At 69.3% G+C, this 16466-nt stretch carries 15 protein-coding genes; 10 read left to right on the forward strand and 5 right to left on the reverse strand.

What is annotated here, in order from left to right; all coding sequences use genetic code 11:
* The first annotated feature begins 97 nt into the window (after positions 1 to 97).
* A complete protein-coding gene (locus AB0H88_RS34015; RefSeq protein ID WP_357651765.1) occupies positions 98 to 1072 on the forward strand; it encodes a 4-hydroxy-3-methylbut-2-enyl diphosphate reductase in 975 nt (324 codons plus the stop codon).
* Here AB0H88_RS34015 and AB0H88_RS34020 read toward each other — a convergent pair.
* The 4 genes from AB0H88_RS34020 to AB0H88_RS34035 form a co-directional block, all read right to left on the reverse strand.
* Positions 1065 to 2981, reverse strand: a complete 1917-nt coding sequence (locus tag AB0H88_RS34020; RefSeq protein ID WP_357651767.1) for a zinc ribbon domain-containing protein — start codon at positions 2979 to 2981, stop codon at positions 1065 to 1067. The two genes, AB0H88_RS34015 and AB0H88_RS34020, sit on opposite strands and share 8 nt — an antisense overlap.
* 56 nt (positions 2982 to 3037) lie before the next feature.
* Positions 3038 to 3652, reverse strand: a complete 615-nt coding sequence (locus tag AB0H88_RS34025) for an IS607 family transposase (protein WP_357651769.1) — start codon at positions 3650 to 3652, stop codon at positions 3038 to 3040.
* 151 nt (positions 3653 to 3803) lie between these two features.
* Positions 3804 to 4313, reverse strand: coding sequence for a DUF6542 domain-containing protein (locus tag AB0H88_RS34030; protein ID WP_357651771.1), 510 nt, complete (start codon positions 4311 to 4313; stop codon positions 3804 to 3806).
* A 14-nt stretch (positions 4314 to 4327) separates the two neighbouring features.
* Positions 4328 to 5596: a DNA recombination protein RmuC gene (locus tag AB0H88_RS34035; RefSeq protein ID WP_357651773.1), complete on the reverse strand. Its 1269-nt coding sequence runs from the start codon at positions 5594 to 5596 to the stop codon at positions 4328 to 4330.
* A gap of 117 nt (positions 5597 to 5713) precedes the next feature.
* On the opposite strand from AB0H88_RS34035, the gene AB0H88_RS34040 reads away from it, so the two are divergent.
* From AB0H88_RS34040 to AB0H88_RS34055, 4 genes are all read left to right on the forward strand, one after another.
* Positions 5714 to 6487, forward strand: coding sequence for a hypothetical protein (locus AB0H88_RS34040; RefSeq protein ID WP_357651775.1), 774 nt, complete (start codon positions 5714 to 5716; stop codon positions 6485 to 6487).
* A gap of 11 nt (positions 6488 to 6498) precedes the next feature.
* A complete protein-coding gene (ychF, locus tag AB0H88_RS34045; protein WP_357651778.1) occupies positions 6499 to 7575 on the forward strand; it encodes a redox-regulated ATPase YchF in 1077 nt (358 codons plus the stop codon).
* 158 nt (positions 7576 to 7733) lie between these two features.
* A complete protein-coding gene (locus tag AB0H88_RS34050; RefSeq protein ID WP_357651780.1) occupies positions 7734 to 9239 on the forward strand; it encodes an ATP-binding protein in 1506 nt (501 codons plus the stop codon).
* 598 nt (positions 9240 to 9837) lie between these two features.
* Entirely contained in the window at positions 9838 to 10227 is a 390-nt protein-coding gene (locus tag AB0H88_RS34055) for a DUF234 domain-containing protein (RefSeq protein ID WP_357651782.1), read from the forward strand.
* An 88-nt stretch (positions 10228 to 10315) separates the two neighbouring features.
* Here AB0H88_RS34055 and AB0H88_RS34060 read toward each other — a convergent pair whose 3' ends face one another.
* A complete protein-coding gene (locus AB0H88_RS34060; RefSeq protein WP_357651785.1) occupies positions 10316 to 10660 on the reverse strand; it encodes a hypothetical protein in 345 nt (114 codons plus the stop codon).
* 12 nt (positions 10661 to 10672) lie between these two features.
* On the opposite strand from AB0H88_RS34060, the gene AB0H88_RS34065 reads away from it, so the two are divergent.
* From AB0H88_RS34065 to AB0H88_RS34085, 5 genes are all read left to right on the forward strand, one after another.
* The gene (locus AB0H88_RS34065; RefSeq protein ID WP_357651787.1) at positions 10673 to 11509 is read left to right on the forward strand and encodes a hypothetical protein; all 837 of its coding nucleotides are present in this window, start codon (positions 10673 to 10675) and stop codon (positions 11507 to 11509) included.
* A 166-nt stretch (positions 11510 to 11675) separates the two neighbouring features.
* The gene (locus tag AB0H88_RS34070) at positions 11676 to 11975 is read left to right on the forward strand and encodes a hypothetical protein (RefSeq protein ID WP_225296516.1); all 300 of its coding nucleotides are present in this window, start codon (positions 11676 to 11678) and stop codon (positions 11973 to 11975) included.
* Between the two features lie 629 nt (positions 11976 to 12604).
* Positions 12605 to 13360, forward strand: a complete 756-nt coding sequence (locus tag AB0H88_RS34075) for a conjugal transfer protein (protein ID WP_357651790.1) — start codon at positions 12605 to 12607, stop codon at positions 13358 to 13360.
* An 81-nt stretch (positions 13361 to 13441) separates the two neighbouring features.
* Positions 13442 to 13687, forward strand: a complete 246-nt coding sequence (locus AB0H88_RS34080; RefSeq protein ID WP_357652102.1) for a hypothetical protein — start codon at positions 13442 to 13444, stop codon at positions 13685 to 13687.
* Between the two features lie 56 nt (positions 13688 to 13743).
* Entirely contained in the window at positions 13744 to 16458 is a 2715-nt protein-coding gene (locus tag AB0H88_RS34085; protein WP_357651793.1) for a TcpE family conjugal transfer membrane protein, read from the forward strand.
* Positions 16459 to 16466 lie beyond the last annotated feature (8 nt).

The raw sequence follows: 16466 nt of genomic DNA on the forward strand, positions 1-16466 counted from the left end.
ACGTCTCCCTGGGAGGTCTGTATTGGACGGCCAGTCTGGCACGGCGGGCAACCACGCACGCGCGGGCCTGTCGGCCGCTCCACGTAGCATAAGAAGTATGGAGCCCCAGACCCCCACTTCCCGCCGAGTGCTCGTAGCCCGGCCACGCGGCTACTGCGCCGGAGTCGATCGAGCCGTGGTGGCGGTCGAGAAAGCCCTGGAGCAGTACGGTGCGCCCGTCTACGTGCGTAAGCAGATCGTTCACAACACGCACGTGGTCAAGACGCTGGAGGCCAGAGGCGCCATCTTCGTCGAGGAGACCGAAGAAGTGCCAGAGGGCGAGATCGTGGTGTTCTCGGCCCACGGTGTCTCGCCCGCGGTGCACGACGAGGCCAGGCAACGCGGATTGCGCACGATCGACGCTACCTGCCCGCTGGTCACCAAGGTGCATAACGAGGCAAAGAGGTTCGCCGGTCAGGAATACGACATCCTGCTGATCGGGCACGAGGGGCACGAAGAGGTCGAAGGCACCGCCGGTGAGGCGCCCGACCACATCCAGCTAGTCGACGGCCTCGACTCCGTTGACCGGATCCAGGTCAAGGACCCGTCCAAGCTGGTCTGGCTGTCGCAGACCACGCTCTCGGTCGACGAGACCAACGAGACGGTGGCCAAGCTCAAGGAACGCTTCCCCACGCTGATCGACCCGCCCAGCGACGACATCTGCTACGCGACGCAGAACCGCCAGGTCGCGGTCAAGGAGATCGCCGCCGAGTCGCAGCTGGTCATCGTGGTCGGGTCGGAAAACTCCTCCAACTCCAAGCGCCTGGTCGAGGTGGCCAAGGACTACGGCGCCGACGCCTCCTACCTGGTCGACAACGCCACCTTCATCCGTGACGAGTGGCTCGAAGGCGTGACCACGGTCGGCGTGACCAGTGGCGCCTCGGTGCCGGAGGAGCTGGTCGCCGAGGTGCTCGCCCGGCTGGCCGAGCACGGGTTCGACGATGTCGCCGAGGTCGAGCCGGTCCACGAGAGCGTGCGCTTCGCACTGCCGCACGAGCTCCGCAAGGACCTCCGAGCGTCTCTGATCAGCTGAGCGATCCCACGTCGGACATGGTGTCTGGCGGGGGTTGTGCCCACTGTGGTGGGGTGGCGTGGGCGTGGAGGTGGAATCCCGCGCCCAGGGCTGCCCCGCGTGGCCGGTGGCCCGTGGTGGGTGTGCTGATCGTTGTCACGTCCTGGTTCCGGTGGGCTGCGCGGGGCAGCCGGGCCCGGTCCGTGGGTGCGTGTCCCCCCGGACGCTTGCCCGCCGAGCCCGCAGGGCTGGTGGGGGAGGGTGCCCTGCGTCGCCTGGGCGCGGGGCGTGTTGGCCTGTGCCGAGTGGGTCCGGTCTTGGACCGGTCGCTGCGGCTGATGGTGGTGGTCGGGATGACCACGGCTTGGGTTTCGAGCTTGTCCACGATGGTGCGGATGGCCATGGTTGCGCTGGCATGGTCGATGACGGTCGTGGCCTGATGGGTCAGGCCGCGGGCGGCGATGCGGCGCCAGGCGCCCATGTCACGGTCGCCTTGCCAGCCGCAGGACTGGTTGGGGCAGATGGCCCATTTCCAGCCCGCGACCGTGGGGCGGTCGGGTGCCTTGCGGTGCCGCAGTGGTGTGAGGCATTGGGGGCAGTGCTTGGAGGTGTTGCGGGCTGGGACGCTCACCACGGCGATGCCGGTCTCGGCGGCGAGGTGCCGCATCCGGTCGGTGATCTGGCCGCGCACCTGCTGGGACATGCGCGTGTTGTGCGTGCGGCCCATGCCCTTGGCCTCCATCGAGCGCAGGTCTTCCAGGTAGATGACGCTGGCGCCGGCGGCGATGGCCTGGTCCACGGCCCAGCGGGCGGCGGCCCAGGACAGGGCGTCGTTGAGGTTGGAGCGGCGGGCGCAGACGCGCTGGATCTCTTGCGACAGGAGCGTGTGGTGGCCGGCCAGAGCCGGATCGGGGGCGCGGCCGTCCATGAGCCGCTGGTAGTGGTCGGCCTTGGCGTGCAGACGCTCTGACAGACGCCGGAGCCGGTGCTGCTTGGCCGCTACCCCAGCAGCCCGGAACTGCCCCCCGGCCCCGAGAGCGGTGATCTTCCCGTCGCTGTGCAGCCGTACCGCACCCGCGCTCAGCAGCGTGTTAAGCCCCCAGTCCACACCGAGCGCAACGGTGTGTCCGGTGCGCCGGGTCGTGGGGACGGCCACGGTGTAGGCGAGATCGACCCGCGCCCGGCCGCCGTGGATGCGCACAGCGGGCAGGTGCAGCACCGCACTCGGCGGGATCGTCGGGGGCAGGGCGATGGGGCATGCGACCCACGTCCAGTCCGCGTATGCCTGCGGGTCGGGCCGGGTGGGGAGCTGGAGTCGCAGCAGCGCCCGGGTGGAGTCGTCGGCGCGTTCGATGGTGGCCTGCTGGCTGTCGCATGCCGACAGCAGCAGTATCCGCGCCGCCCGGGGTGCGGGTTCCAGTTCGAACACATCGGCCGGAAGGCGCCCGTGCTTGGTGGTGAAGGCAGCCGCTTGGCGGGTGCGGGACTTGATCACGCTGGACGGCAGGAACTGCCCACCGGGTGCCGCCGCACGGACCTGCTCCCACTCCTGGGCGGTGCGCGTGTTCGGATCGGCGGGCCAGGTGGCCAGTACTGCGGCGGTCAGGTCGGCGCGCCATTTCGCCGACCGCAGCGTCCGCCCGGCCGCCTCTTGGGCCATGCGGACGATACGGTCGTTGACCTTGATCCCCTCGGGCGGGGCAGCCGTCCAGCCGAGGCGTCGCAGGGCCATCCACGCATTCGACGGCAGTCTGCGGCCCCCGGCGTCCTCACCACCAGCCAGCCGGTCCACATCAGCCGTGTTCCAGTGCCCGGCCATCAGCGCGCCGGCCATGCCACCGACGAGGTCGACAGCCCATCCGACGCGCTCCGCCAGCACAGCCGGGGTCAGGAGTTCGCCGCTCTTCTCATCCACTGCGGTGCGCAGCATGCCTCGTGCGCATGCGGTGCGGGAGGTTTCGCCCTCGGCAAGCGGAAGTTTCCGGCTCACACGGCACCATCCTCCTCGCTGGCGCACTGGCCGGTCTCGGCCAGCAGCCGCTTGCGGGCCTCCGTCGAGCGCATGCCGTACACGCGACCGGCGAAGGTGGTGACCAAGGACACGAAGTCTTCGAGGAGTTCATCGCGGCCACCGGACTTGTTCGGGTGCAGGACTTCGAGCGTGACGCCGTACACGGACAACAGGCGCTTGAGCCATCCCACCCCGAACCGGGCCAGCCGGTCCTCATGCGTCACCCGCACCACCGACACCGAGCCATCGCAAACCATCGCCAACACCCGATTCAGGCCCGGCCGGTTCTCCCGCAGGCCCGATCCACGGTCCCTGACGACCTTCACGACCTCACCCGTGGACGTGGCCCGCAACTCCTGTTCCTGCGCTGCCAGCCAGGACTCCTGCCCGGACGAGCCGGACACGCGCACATACAGAACCTCCCGCCTTGGACGGGAGGCTGTCGAGCCGCTGCCGCGCTTCAAATTTTCCACATCGAGCGAGGAGAACCGGCGCTCACGACCGACCCAGGAAAACGGGATCTTGCCGTCGATAGCCCACTGGCGAAGCGTCATCGGGTGGATACCCAGACGCTTCGCGGCCTTGGACATGCGCAGCAACTCCATACCCCAAGATACATAAACAACACTAGGGATGACTAACGAAATTGGTGAGCATCCTGACCCGGACACGCGCGTAGCCAGCGTTCCCGACGACATGGTCAGTCCCGGTACTGGCCAGGTCAGTCCCGGGGCAGCCGGGTCAGTCCTCGGTGCGCGCCGTGCCGTACACCTTGGGCTCGAAGTAGCCCTCCGGCTCCGGTACGAACGACTGGCGCGGGCGCGGCGCTTCGGCGCCCGCCCGCAGGTCCTCGCGCAGGTCCCGCACGTTGTCGCGCAGGCCGCGACGCCAGGCGACGACGAGCACGATCGCCGAGCCCGCGAACAGCCAGGGCGCCCCACGTGACAACGAGCTGAACAGGCCGAGCGCGAGCGACTGCACGATCGACACCGAGCCGAACGCCCGGCCCAGCTCGACGAAGAACGTCGCGACGAAGAACACCAGCGGCGGCGTCACCACCAGCGACAGCAGCTCGCGCGGGTTGACCAGGAGCACGCCGAGCAGGCTCGCCACCACGAACACCGGCCCGACCACGATCGGCAGGTCGATCAGGGCGGCCACGACATAGGCCGCCAGCGTGGCGATCAAGGCGAGCGCGATGGCACCGCGAGCGGTCAGCCTGACGGCTGATCGCTTGCCTCTCTCACTCATTGGCCCCCGCCCCCTTACTGCGACCCGTTGGCCAACTTACCGTTCGCGTGCGAGATCAGAGACGAGGTTTCCAGCAGTTCGGGCGAGGCCAGCGGCCTGGGCAGGCCGTCCAGCATCTCCGGAGCGTCGAGCTCGCCGTCGACGACGCCCAGATCGTGCAGCTTGCGCGCGCTGACCAGCACGCGGCTTTCGAGCGATCCCACAGTCTTGTTGTACGCCTCGACGGCCCGGGTCAGGGACTTGCCCAGGGACTCGACATTCCTGCCCAGCGACGAGAGCCGCTCGTACAGCTCCTTGCCCAGCTCGAACACCGCGCGCGCGTTCTCGCTCAGCGCGGCCTGTTGCCAGGCGTACTGGGCGGTGCGCAGCATCGTGATCAGCGTGGTCGGGGTGGCGATGTGCACGCGGCGCGTCATCGCGTACTCCAGCAGCGCCGGATCCCGCTCCAGCGCGGGCGCCAGGAACGCCTCGCCGGGGATGAACAGCACCACGAACTCCGGCGACGGGTTGAACCCCTGCCAGTACGTCTTGGCGGCCAGCCGGTCGACGTGCTCGCGTACGTGCCTGGCGTGCGCGTCGAGCCGCACGGTGGCCAGCGACTCGTCGGACGCCTCCGCGGCCTCCAGATAGGCGGCCAGCGACACCTTGGAGTCGATCACGATGTTCTTGCCGCCGGCCAGCCGCACGATCATGTCGGGCCGCATGGCGCCCTCGGTGACCTGTTCGTCGAAGTCGCAGTAGCGCTGCATCCCGGCGATCTCGGCGACCCTGCGCAACTGCAGCTCGCCCCACCGGCCACGGGCCTCGGGCCGTTGCAGCGCCCGGACCAGCGCCATGGTCTGCGAACGCAGCTCCACACTGCTCTGCCGGACGAACTCCATCTGCTTGGCCAGCTCGGCCCGGCCGGCGCGCTGGGCCGACTCGGTGTCGCGCAGCTGGGCCTCCACCCGCGTGAGCGCGTCCTTCAGCGGTTCGACCAGGTGCTCGACCGCCTGCCTGCGCTGGTCGAGGTCGCCGCTGGCCTCGGCGCGGCTGGCGGCCAGCCGGGTCTCGGCCAGCTCCAGGAAGCGGAGATTGTTGACGTCGAGCGCCCGGGTGGACAGCGCCTGGAAGCGCTCGGCGAGCTGCTCCTCGACGTAGACGAGTTTGTCGGCGGCCGATCTGGCCTTGGCGTCGGACTCGGCCAGCCGCACCGCCGCCCGGGTGCGGGCGATCATGAACCCGATGGCCAACCCGACGGCGAGGCCGATGAGAAGCGAGACGACATCCACTCCGCTATCCACTACCGCTCCACCGCTTGTCCACCCGAACGATGATTGCAGGTCATTGATCGCGGATCTCTCCGACACGCTTGGGCATTCCGCTTGTGCGCCTCATCCTCGGTCACCGACAGTACTTGTATGATTACCCGATGGCGGCCGACGTTGTCGCTCGTGGCGGCGCTCGCCGTGGCGGCCGGCGTGGCCGCGCTGGCGGTGGTGGTCGTCCGCGCCGGCTCCCCGCGCCTCGTCGCCGCCCCTAACTTCCGGCCGGTACTGCGGTGGGAGGCCGGCGCGTGCGTACGCCGATCCGCCGAACGCTACGACCTGACGCCCTGCAACGGCGGTGACTCCGAGGTGGTCGCCGTGTCCGCCGACCCGCCGGGGCCGGGCGCCTGCCCCGACGACGTCGACGACGTCCTGCGCATCGACGGAGGGCGCGCCGCCTGCGTACGCAACTTCCTCGAACCGCACCCCGGCGCGCCGGGCGGTGGCGGGGGCGTGCTCAGACCGGGCGACTGCGTCGCGCTCGACGGCCGCGAGCGGCCGTGTTCGGAGTCCGGCTGGTACGGCAGAGCCGTCGCCCTCGTCCGTTCACCGTCGAGCTGCCCCGCGACCACCCTCGACACGCTCACCTTGGGCGGTCCGGCACCCGGCACGCCGTCCGGCGACGCCGTGATCTGCCTGGGCCGGGGCGGCAAGGTGCTCGGCCGGGGGATGTGCGTGGCCGAGCCGGGGCCCGGCGCGGTGACCAGGTCGGCGATCGACCGGGTCGCCTGCGCGTCGCCGAGGGCCTGGGCGCGGGTGACCGCGTTCGCCGAGTCCGCCGCGAGCTGCCCGGGCAGCTCCGAGCGCTACCTGGAGGCTCGGGGCTCCTATCGGCCCGTGACCTGCCTGAGTCTTGTGAGCAAGTAAACTCGGCGAACGTGAGCCTCTCCATCGGCATTGTCGGTTTGCCCAACGTCGGCAAGTCCACGCTGTTCAACGCGTTGACCAAGACCGGCAACGCCCTAGCCGCGAACTACCCGTTCGCCACCATCGAGCCCAACGTGGGCATCGTGGGCGTGCCCGACGACCGCCTGCCCAAGCTGGCCGAGATCTTCTCCTCGGCGAAGGTGCTGCCCGCCAAGGTGGAGTTCGTCGACATCGCCGGCCTGGTCAAGGGCGCCTCGGAGGGGCAGGGGCGGGGCAACCAGTTCCTCGCCAACATCCGCGACACCGACGCCATCTGCCAGGTGATCCGGGTCTTCACCGACCCCGACGTCACGCACGTCGACGGCGAGATCTCCCCCAAGCGCGACATCGAGACCATCAACACCGAGTTGATCATGGCCGACCTGCAGACCGTCGAGAAGGCCGTGCCGCGCCTGCAGAAGGAGGCGCGCCACAATAAGGACAAGAAGGTCGCGCTGGAGGCCGCCGAGGCCGCCCTGGCCGTGCTCGAGACCGGCAAGACCATCTTCGAGAGCGGCCTCGACCGCGAGGAGCTGCGCGAGCTCCACCTGCTGACGGCCAAGCCCTTCCTCTACGTGTTCAACCTCGACGCCGACGAGCTGATCGACGCCGCGCTCAGGGAGCAGCTGTCCACCCTGGTCGCCCCGGCCGAGGCGGTCTTCCTCGACGCCAAGATCGAGTCGGAGCTGGTCGAGCTCGACGACGAGGAGGCACTGGAGCTGCTGCAGTCGGTGGGCCAGGAGGAGTCCGGCCTGTCGCAGCTGGCGAGAGTGGGCTTCGAGACGCTCGGCCTGCAGACCTACCTGACGGCCGGGCCCAAGGAGACCAGGGCCTGGACGATCCGCAAGGGCGCCACCGCGCCCGAGGCCGCCGGCGTGATCCACACCGACTTCCAGCGCGGCTTCATCAAGGCCGAGGTCGTCTCGTTCGACGACCTGGTCGAGGCGGGCTCCATCGCCAGCGCCCGCTCGGTGGGCAAGGCCCGCATCGAGGGCAAGGACTACGTCATGCGTGACGGAGATGTTGTGGAGTTCCGCTTCAACGTTTGATTTCTGGCGTTTCGGAGTGCGGGTCAGGTCAGAAGGGGTCCACCTTTGAGGGTGGGCCCCTTTCCTGTTGGTCTGGAGCCTCAGCACATCCCGGTACGACGGAATGCGTCGAAGTAGACTTAGCCATATTCCGTCGCAGTCGAAATGTAGGAGGATGGGTGGAGGAGAGCCTGCCGACCAAGCCGGACCACGTGGTCGATCGGGACCGGGAGTGGGATCTACTCGCTGAGTTCCTCACCGATCCGGACCCGGCGATGCGGCTCGGCATCGTGTCCGGGCGGCGGCGGCATGGGAAGTCGTACCTTCTGCAGGCCCTGTCCGAGCAGGTCGGCGGCCTGTATGTCACGGCCGTGCGGGAGGAAGGGCGGCTGCCCGCGATCCGGCGGTTCAGTGACGCGGTCGCCGCCCACGCCGGGCTGAGGCCGGGGAGCCTGCGCCTGACCGACTGGCGTGACGTCCTGTCCAATGCCCTTGATGTGACCGCCCGTTCGTCGCACCCGCTCCTGGTGATCGACGAGTTGCCGTACCTGCTCCAGCACTCGCCCGAAATCCCGGGACTGCTGCAACAGCTCTACGACGAGCGCCAGCGCGGCGCCCGGCCGGGTGCAGGGTCGGGTCCGCGGCTGATCCTGTGCGGCTCCGCGATGAGCGTCATGCACGAACTGCTCTCAGGGACCAAGCCGCTGCGCGGCCGTGCGGTGGTCGATCTACGGCTGGGTGCCTTCGGCTACCGGGACAGCCGGGCCTTCTGGCGGATCGATGACCCGCTGACCGCGCTGAAGGTGCACGCGGTCCTCGGTGGGGCCCCGGGCTACCGGCCGGTGGCCGCCCGTCCGCATCCGGACGACGGCTTCGACGCTTGGCTGACCCGGACACTGCTCGATCCGGGGCGTGCGGTGTACTCCCGCGCCGAGACCGAGTACCTGCTGCGCGAGGACCCGAGGATCACGCAGCACACCCTGTACTACGACATCCTCACCGCGATCGCGCAGGGCGCCACCACCCCCAGCAAGATCGGTGCTGCCCTGGAGCGCCCGCGCAACGCCGTCGCTTACCCCCTCGGAGTGCTGGAATCCACCGGCTACATCCGGCGCGAACAGGACATCCTCCGCTCCAGGCACCCCGTCATCACCCTCGCCGACCCCGTCATCCGCTTCAACCAGCTCATCACCCTCCCGCAGGCCGCCGCCGTAGAGCAGGGCTTCGCCGAGCAGGTGTGGCAGCAGGCCGCTCCGACCTTCAACTCCAAGATCCTCGGACCGCACTTCGAGGACCTGGCCCGCGACTTCACCCGCCGTTACGCCCACACCCTGCTGCCCGGTGGGCTGCCCGGTTCGGTCGGCACCACCGAGGTCGCCGACCAGGCCGGCCGCACGAAGCACGAGGTCGACGTCATCGCTCTGGCCGCCGGCGAACGCCCGCAGGCCCTCCGAGCGAGGATCGCGCTCCTCGGTGAGGCCAAGGCGACCGCCGCCCGCCGGGGGACCGGTGACCTGGAGCGCCTGGAACGCATTCGTGCCCTGCTCGCAGATCAGGGGTATGACACCGCCGGCACCACTCTCGCCCTGTACTCTCTGCACGGCTTCCACCCCGACCTGGTCGATCTGGCCGGCCGCCGTGACGACCTCCTCCTGGTCGATCTGCTCACCCTCTATGGCAGCTGACTCCAAGAGCGGCCAGTCTTCGGACGACACAAGCGCGGGTGCACGGTGGAGTTCCGCTTCAACGTTCAGGGGGCCGGGCCCTTGGCGCTTTCCCGCGCCGGATGACGTTACTAACATTGTTGTTACTAACATTGATGTTAGTAACATGCGCCGGGAACGCTAGGAGCCTTCGACGCCGCACTGGTCCCCGGCGGGCTGCCGCTGATCTGCGCGGAGTGGCCGCACGGCGCGGGACTGTGGGACTTCCTCGGCGAGTCGCTGAACGATCCGGTCTCGGCATTGCTGGTGTCCGCCGAGCGCTCGCTGGCCGCGGAGTTCCCGCCGCAGGCTCAGGCCCGTGCGGTGCTGGCGGCGATCGGTAGTGGCGAGCGTACCTTCACCAACATCGCCCGTGCGGCCGGCGGGACCGGCGCCACGCCGCTACAGCGAGCGCTGGAACTGCTCACAAACAAGCGGGTCATTGCCGCGGATTTGCCCGTGTCCTTGCGCCCGTCGAAGGATCGCCGCTACCGGGTGGCGGATCCGTACCTGCGGTTTTGGCTGCATCTTCTCGGTCCTTCCATGGAGGAGATCGAGCGGGGGACGGGGAGATCTGACTTTGGCGCGGATCCGGGACAACTGGACCAGCTGGCGCGGCCGGGCGGTCGAGCCGCTCGTCCGCGAGGCGCTCGCCCGGATACTGCCGGACGACCGGCTGCCCGCGGCCCCTGCGGTGGGCGGCTACTGGACACGCACCAACGACATCGAGATCGATATTGTCGGGGCGGACCGCGCCCCCATCGCCAAGGAACTGCTCTTCGTCGGCTCCATCAAGTGGATGGAGCAATCCCCCTTCGACCGGCACGACCTGGCAGCCCTTCACCGGCACCGCGCCGCGCTCACCGACGAGCCCGTTCCAGTGGTGGCTGTCTCGCGCAGCGGAGTCGACTGTCCGGGGCTCGATGCCGCCTACGGCCCTGGCGAATTGCTGACCGCTTGGCCACTGTGAGCGGCGGATCGCCACCCTGGAACCCCCTCGCCCTGGTCGATCTGCCCACCCTCTATGGCAGCTGACTCCAAGAGCAGCCAGGCGGTAACTACGGCACGGCGGCGTACGCCAGGGAAGCGGTACCGCCGTGCCTGCTCTGGGGAGGGATGAGGGGCGCGTACCAAGTGAAGGCCGACTCTGCCTCGCGCATCCGCTCCTCCAAGCCTTCTGGAGTGTCGTCTTCGACGATCAACGGCCTCGGTGCCGGCCATGCCGCCACGGCGTAGAAACGGCGGTTGCCGAGGCTGTAGAGCACGCTCCAACCGGGCCATGTCTGATCGAGTAGTTCAGCCTCGGCGCGGGCCGGGCCATCCCACAGGCGGCGGTACACCTTGGTGTGAGCCTGGCCGTTACGGTGCCGTCCGGGGGCGCGGGCAGGCTGTCGCCGGATCATGAGATCACCCGCTTGGCGATCTCTTCCTGCCGGGCGACCTCGACCTTCAGCGCGTCGAAGGTGTCGGCATCCACGGTGGGTTCCGCCCCTGCGCGCAACGCGTCCCGGGGGAACGCCCAGCGTGACCTCGCCCATGCAGCCGCGCGTCACGCGGCCCTGATCGGTGGCAAGTGGTTCGACCTGGGCAACCGTCGCGAGGCGCACCGATGGTGGGCACAAGCCCGTCAGCTGAGCGAGCAGTCCGGTGATGATCTCCTGGCGTCGTGGCTGCGAGGCTGGGAAGCGGGTTACCGGCGACATGATCCGGATGAGGACCTCGACAGTGTGCTTCTTGTGGCACGCGAAGCACGTCGTCTCGCGGGAGATGCCCCCAGCGCGCCGCTCGTGGCCGCTCTCGGAGTCGAGGCTGCGATCCTTTCGACGATCGGGCGCCACGATGAGGCGATCACCGCGCTACGCCGCACTGAGGAGACATACGAGCGGCTGTCTTCCTCGGGAGACTCACGTCAAGGCCGTGCGCTGTGGTACGACCGAACACTGATCTACACGCTCGCGGGGGACACCAAGCGCGCCGAGGATGCCCGCCATACAGCCGAGAGCTTCTATCCGGCGGGGCATCGCACAGCGACCCTGCTCGCGCTCTATGGCGCCGCGCTCCACGCCCGCACCGATCCTGCCGAGGGCACGCATCGGGCGTTGCGACTCCTCGACGCGCTACCCACCGAGCGACGCGATACCCGAGTGATCTCAGCGGCCCATCTGATCATCGATGCCTTGCCGGAGAAGGCCCGCGCTCTGCCTTCGGCGCGGGAACTGCGCGCCCTGACGGTGGGTGCCCGGTCAGCCTGAGCCGGACACGACGGCGCCCCGCCGGTCGATAACCGGCCGCAGGTGGACGAACCGCGGCCGGGAGCTCTGCTTCAACGGCTGATTCTCGGATAAGTGAGTTGTCAACCACTTTGGGCCCCTACGCGTCGAATCGTCACAGCGTTTACGCTGACTCGGGAGGGCCCTCATGATCCGTCGCATTATCCGGAAACGACGTCCCGCACCTTCACTGGCGGGCATCAGCCTCGAAGAGGAGCTCGCCCTGTTGCGGGTCGAGCTCATGTACGGTCTGCGCGTCAATCGCGAGGCGTACTTGCGCAGGAAAGTGGACGAGCGCGAAGAGCTCGCCATGCGGGTGCGTGGGCAGGACGCCGCCACCATGCTCGAAGGCCTGCGTGGTTCGCTGGAGCGATCGGTGGCGCCCACGGTGGTCGATCTGCGTAGCAGGAGACGGCGCGACTTGGGGCAGGACCCAGAGCCTGCCTGAGGGCGCGCCACGCACCCGGCCGCAGGCCCCCTCACGGGCATGCGGCCGTTCGCGTGTTATACCAATTCCGCAGGTCAAAGAGAGTCCATGGCTGGTTTGGACAGGAATCCGTGGCCGCGGGGCTATGCCATTACCGGCCTCTGGCCTGGTCAAATGCCCATTTGGCAGGGGAAGTGACAAGAGTTGGCACTCCAGCGTGGCATACACAACCTGGTTTGCCCATGGACGGCGATGCCTGCAGCATGGGCGTGGCTTTCCTGGAACAATGGCGGAGACCGGTAGGGTGACTGCTTCACCGCGGATGATGGGGATCGGCAACGGACGACACCGCGCCAGCCCGGGGGATCGGCGCGAGCGGAGGCGTGATGGCTCGTAGGTCAACCGTCCAGCAGGGTCCTCGGATCCCTGGCGACCCCGAGCTTTCGGCTCGCCATGACATGGCCGACTTCGACGTGTCGCCTGCCCGCAGGCCGCGTCGTGGCGGCTGGTCTGGCGCCGGGGGGAGATGGCTGGTGTGGACCGGCCGTATCGTTCTTTGGGCGCTTATTATAGTTATCGTGGTCAATGGGGTCCGTGCCCCATTTGAGAGATTTACTCAGAGTGGCGCGGCGGCTCCGAACGAGGCGCCCGTGGCCAATCACGGATTCCCGGCCGACCGCGGCATGGCGTTCGCGGCCCAGTTCGCCGGCGTCTATCTGAATTTCACTCCCGCCGACGCGCCGAGCAGGGCGGGCAAGCTGGCCGCGTTCCTGGCGGACGGCATGGATCAGCAGATGGGCTGGGACGGCAACGGCAAACTGGCCGCCGTCGCGATCCAGCCGTACGACATCGAGGCCACCAGCGCCAGCGACGCGATCGTCACCGTGGCCTTCCAGTCGGGCTCCCGCCGGATGATGCTGTCGGTCCCGATCTACTACTCGGACGACGGCGGCGGCAGATTCGTCGTCTCCGGCCGGCCCGCCATACTGCCCGCGCCCGGCCGGGCCGACCTGCCTCAGCTCGCCAAGCCCGAGAACGACGACGCCGCAGCCGCCGAGCTCAAGCCGCAGCTGGAGGACTTCTTCAAGAACTACGGCTCAGGCGACACGACGGGGCTGCAGCGTTATGTCGCCCCGGGCAAGAGCATCGCGAGCTTCGGCGGCGCCTTCACCTTCGCCGAGCTCAAGGACATCGTGGTGCCTGTGGGGGGCGCCACCACTCGAGAGATCCAGGTGGTCGTGGTGTGGAGCGTGCCGAGTGGCGCGACGCCGTCGGCCGATCCGAACGCCACCGACGCCAACGCGGTCGGCGCCCGCCTGGAGCAGGCATATCGCCTCACCGTCGAGAAGCAGGGCGACAAATGGTACGTCGACGACATCCGCGGTGCCGGTCGGGCCGTTGGGTAGACGCACGAACGCCTTGTTGATCGGTACCCCCGGGAGGACAAAGAAGTGATCTTGAAAACGATAGTGCTCAACCTGATCGAAATGACGCCAACGCCCGCCCCCACCGGCATCGACTCCGAGGGGCTCGCCAACTTCCTGCGGGCCTTCTTCGCCCCGCTCTTCCTCGTCGTCGTCTCCGTGGTCGCGCTGTTCTTCCTCTTCACGCGCGAGATCACGAGGTTCGTGCAGTTCCTCATCCTGGCCATCGCCATCGGCGTGATCTTCTACGTGCCCAACATCATTGAGGTGACGGCGAAGGCGATCGCGGGAGCACTGGGCATCAAGTAAAGGATTGAGACCGCTCAAGGGCGGTCATTGTACGAGCGGGTGGAGAGGAGGACCGCGTGGACCTGCCCACGTATACCAATATCTGGCGAATTGAGAAGCGGCTCTACAAGCTGTACGACCTACGGCTGCCGATGCCCCTCCCGATCGTGTGGATCGGTGTGTTCGTCGGCGTCCTGGCTCCATGGTCCCTGCTCCTCATGCTCTTGCACATCCCTTTCGCCGCACCATGGCACGTGCTTTACCTGGTACCACCGGGTGTCGTCACCTGGCTGTCCACCCGCCCGGTGATCGAGAGCAAGCGCTTGACCGAGCTCCTGCAGTCGCAGCTGCGCTACGTGGGCGAGCCGCGGGCCTGGTGCCGGATGGCGCCGACTTCCGAGCCCGAGATGGTCACCTTCGCGGGACGCGTCTGGCAGGTCACGCCCAAGCGGGTCAAGGCGCCGCGCAAGGCACGCCAGCCCAAGCGTCGCGCCGAGCTGGAGATCGCCACCGAGACCAGGCGGGCCGTCGGCGCCGAGCCGGTGACCGGCCCACGCCAGGTCCGCCCCGCGGTCGCGGCCGCCGCCGCGGCGGCCGCCCAGGCCCCGGTCGCCGAGCCCAGGCCCGCCCGCCCCGGCTGGGGCTCGATCACGCGCCGCGGCACCGCGCCCGCCCTGGGCACCGAGCTCGCGGTCCAGCCGTCGGTACGACAGCCTGAGCCGTCCGTTCATCCGGACAAGACGCTCGCGATGGGCTCACGGTCGGCCAAGACGGGCTCGTCGGCGGACGAGACATCGGGTGTGGGGTCGAGGGTGGGCAAGACCGCTGAGAGCGGTTCACGGCCGACGGGGCCGCCACTGATCGCCGTACAGGGGGACGAGGGCGGCGAAGAGGTCGTCCAGGCGACCGGGAAGCCGATCGACAGAGGTAGCGAAGACGTCGCCCTGGTGGCCGAGAAGCCGATCGACAGGAGCGGCGAGGACGTAGCCCGGGTGGCCGGAAAGCCGATCGACACAGAGGCGCTGCGGCGGCTGCGTAGGTTGGCGGCGAGCGCCGACACGACGGCGTCCAGCGCCGACACGACGGCGTCCAGCGGGGCGGCACGCGCCGAGGTGACCCGCGCCGAGGCGGACCCTTCTGAGGCGGCCCCCTCTGAGACCGCGAGCGCTGAGACGGCGCCCGCTGACGCGACTCCCTCTGACGTGACCCCCTCCGACGGCGACGTGACCCCCTCCGACGGCGCCGGTCCCGAGGAGGTGCGCGCGGCCGGGGTGGATGAGGTGGCGCGTGACCAGCACAGGAAGGGGAAGCCGCCCAGGCAGAGCCCGCCGCTCGTGTTCCCGGACGTGCAACGGCTCTGGCCGCCGCTCAGCCCCGAAAGCAAGCCGGTGCGCTTCATCCGGCCGGTGACGCGCGACGACGAGGCCCCGAAGGCCGGGACGGCTCCCGTGGGGCGCGGCGAGCCCGCGACCACCGCGTCCGTCCACGACCCCGCGACCATCGCGTCCGTCCCCGACCCCGAGACCACCGCGTTTGTCGCCAAGTCCGCGACCACCGCGTCCGTCCACGAGATCGGCCCCGCCAAGAGCGAGCGGGCCCGTCAGGAGAACGGCCCGGCGAAGGGCGAGCGCGGCCGTCAAGGGGCCGGCCCCGCGAAGGGCGAGCGAGCCGCGCCGGCAAGCGACCGCGACAGCGGGATGTCCGCGAGCGACCGCGACAGCGGGATGTCCGCGGACGAGGCAGTGGGCGGCGGGCCGTTCGAAAGCGAGCAGAGTGAGCAGGTCGTGCGGGCGCCCGTGGCCAGGCAGATCACCCAGGGGCCCACGCCGGGCGAGCGGGTGCGGCGGGTCGAGTCCGTGGTCGGCCGCGACTCCGGTGGCTGGCGGCGGATCGCGCAGGTGGTCGTCGGCGGCGGCAGCGTGCGGACCGATGGATCGGAGATCGACGAGGCCCGGACCAGGGCGGTGTTCAGCGGCAGTCGCCGGGTCGTGGTGCTCGGCTGCACCGGTGGCGCCGGGCAGAGCACGACCGCGCTGATGCTGGGGCACACCTTCGCCCAGTATCGCGACGACCGGGTCGTGGCCATCGATGCCAACATCGGTGGCCACACCCTGACCAGCAGGATCGACCCGGAGACCCCCGAGACGCTGGCCTCGTTGCTGGCGGGGCTCGAGCGGGTCAGTGGCTACCTGACCATGCGGGGCTACACCACGCGCACCGGGTCGGGGCTGGAGGTGATCGGCGCCGACACCGACGCGGACGCCGAGCAGCGGCTGTCCGACCGGACGCTGTTCTCCGACCACCGGCTGGGCCAGGCCATGCACCTGCTCGACCGGCACTACAAGCTGGCCGTCATGGACCCGGCCGCCGCGCTCGCGGCTCGCGTGCTTCCGTACGCCGACCAGCTGGTCCTGGTGGTCCCCGCGAGTGAGGAGGCGCCCGAGGCGGTGGCGATGACGTACGAGTGGCTCGACGGGCACGGCTGCGCGGACCTGCGCAGGCGGGCGGTCATGGTGGTCAACGGCGTGAGCAGGCGTTCGATGGCCGACGTCGAGCAGGCGGAGTCGGTGGCCAGCGGCAGGTGCCGGGCCATCGTCAGGGTCCCCTGGGAGGACGACCTGGCGCCGGGCGGCGACGGGGTGGTCGATCCTGGGCAGTTGCGCGCGGCCGGGCGGCGGGCCTACCTCGCCCTCGCCGGGGTCGTGGTCGCGGGCTTTGCGGCACAGACGGTCCGTCCGAGCGAAGAGGAGTTGGCGAGTGACCCCCCGGGCACGAGAATCGGTGAGCGATAAGTGAACAT

It is taken from the genome of Nonomuraea sp. NPDC050680 (genome assembly GCF_040654555.1).
Classification (GTDB): domain Bacteria; phylum Actinomycetota; class Actinomycetes; order Streptosporangiales; family Streptosporangiaceae; genus Nonomuraea.

What these genes read in the sequence shown, in the direction of transcription:
- AB0H88_RS34040 (WP_357651775.1), top strand. Translation starts at nt 5,714, where the DNA reads ATGATTACCCGATGGCGGCCGACGTTGTCGCTCGTGGCGGCGCTCGCC.
- AB0H88_RS34015 (WP_357651765.1), top strand. Translation starts at nt 98, where the DNA reads ATGGAGCCCCAGACCCCCACTTCCCGCCGAGTGCTCGTAGCCCGGCCA.
- AB0H88_RS34080 (WP_357652102.1), top strand. Translation starts at nt 13,442, where the DNA reads ATGACGCCAACGCCCGCCCCCACCGGCATCGACTCCGAGGGGCTCGCC.
- AB0H88_RS34020 (WP_357651767.1), bottom strand. Translation starts at nt 2,981, where the DNA reads ATGCTGCGCACCGCAGTGGATGAGAAGAGCGGCGAACTCCTGACCCCG.
- AB0H88_RS34025 (WP_357651769.1), bottom strand. Translation starts at nt 3,652, where the DNA reads ATGTCCAAGGCCGCGAAGCGTCTGGGTATCCACCCGATGACGCTTCGC.
- AB0H88_RS34030 (WP_357651771.1), bottom strand. Translation starts at nt 4,313, where the DNA reads ATGAGTGAGAGAGGCAAGCGATCAGCCGTCAGGCTGACCGCTCGCGGT.
- AB0H88_RS34070 (WP_225296516.1), top strand. Translation starts at nt 11,676, where the DNA reads ATGATCCGTCGCATTATCCGGAAACGACGTCCCGCACCTTCACTGGCG.
- AB0H88_RS34060 (WP_357651785.1), bottom strand. Translation starts at nt 10,660, where the DNA reads ATGATCCGGCGACAGCCTGCCCGCGCCCCCGGACGGCACCGTAACGGC.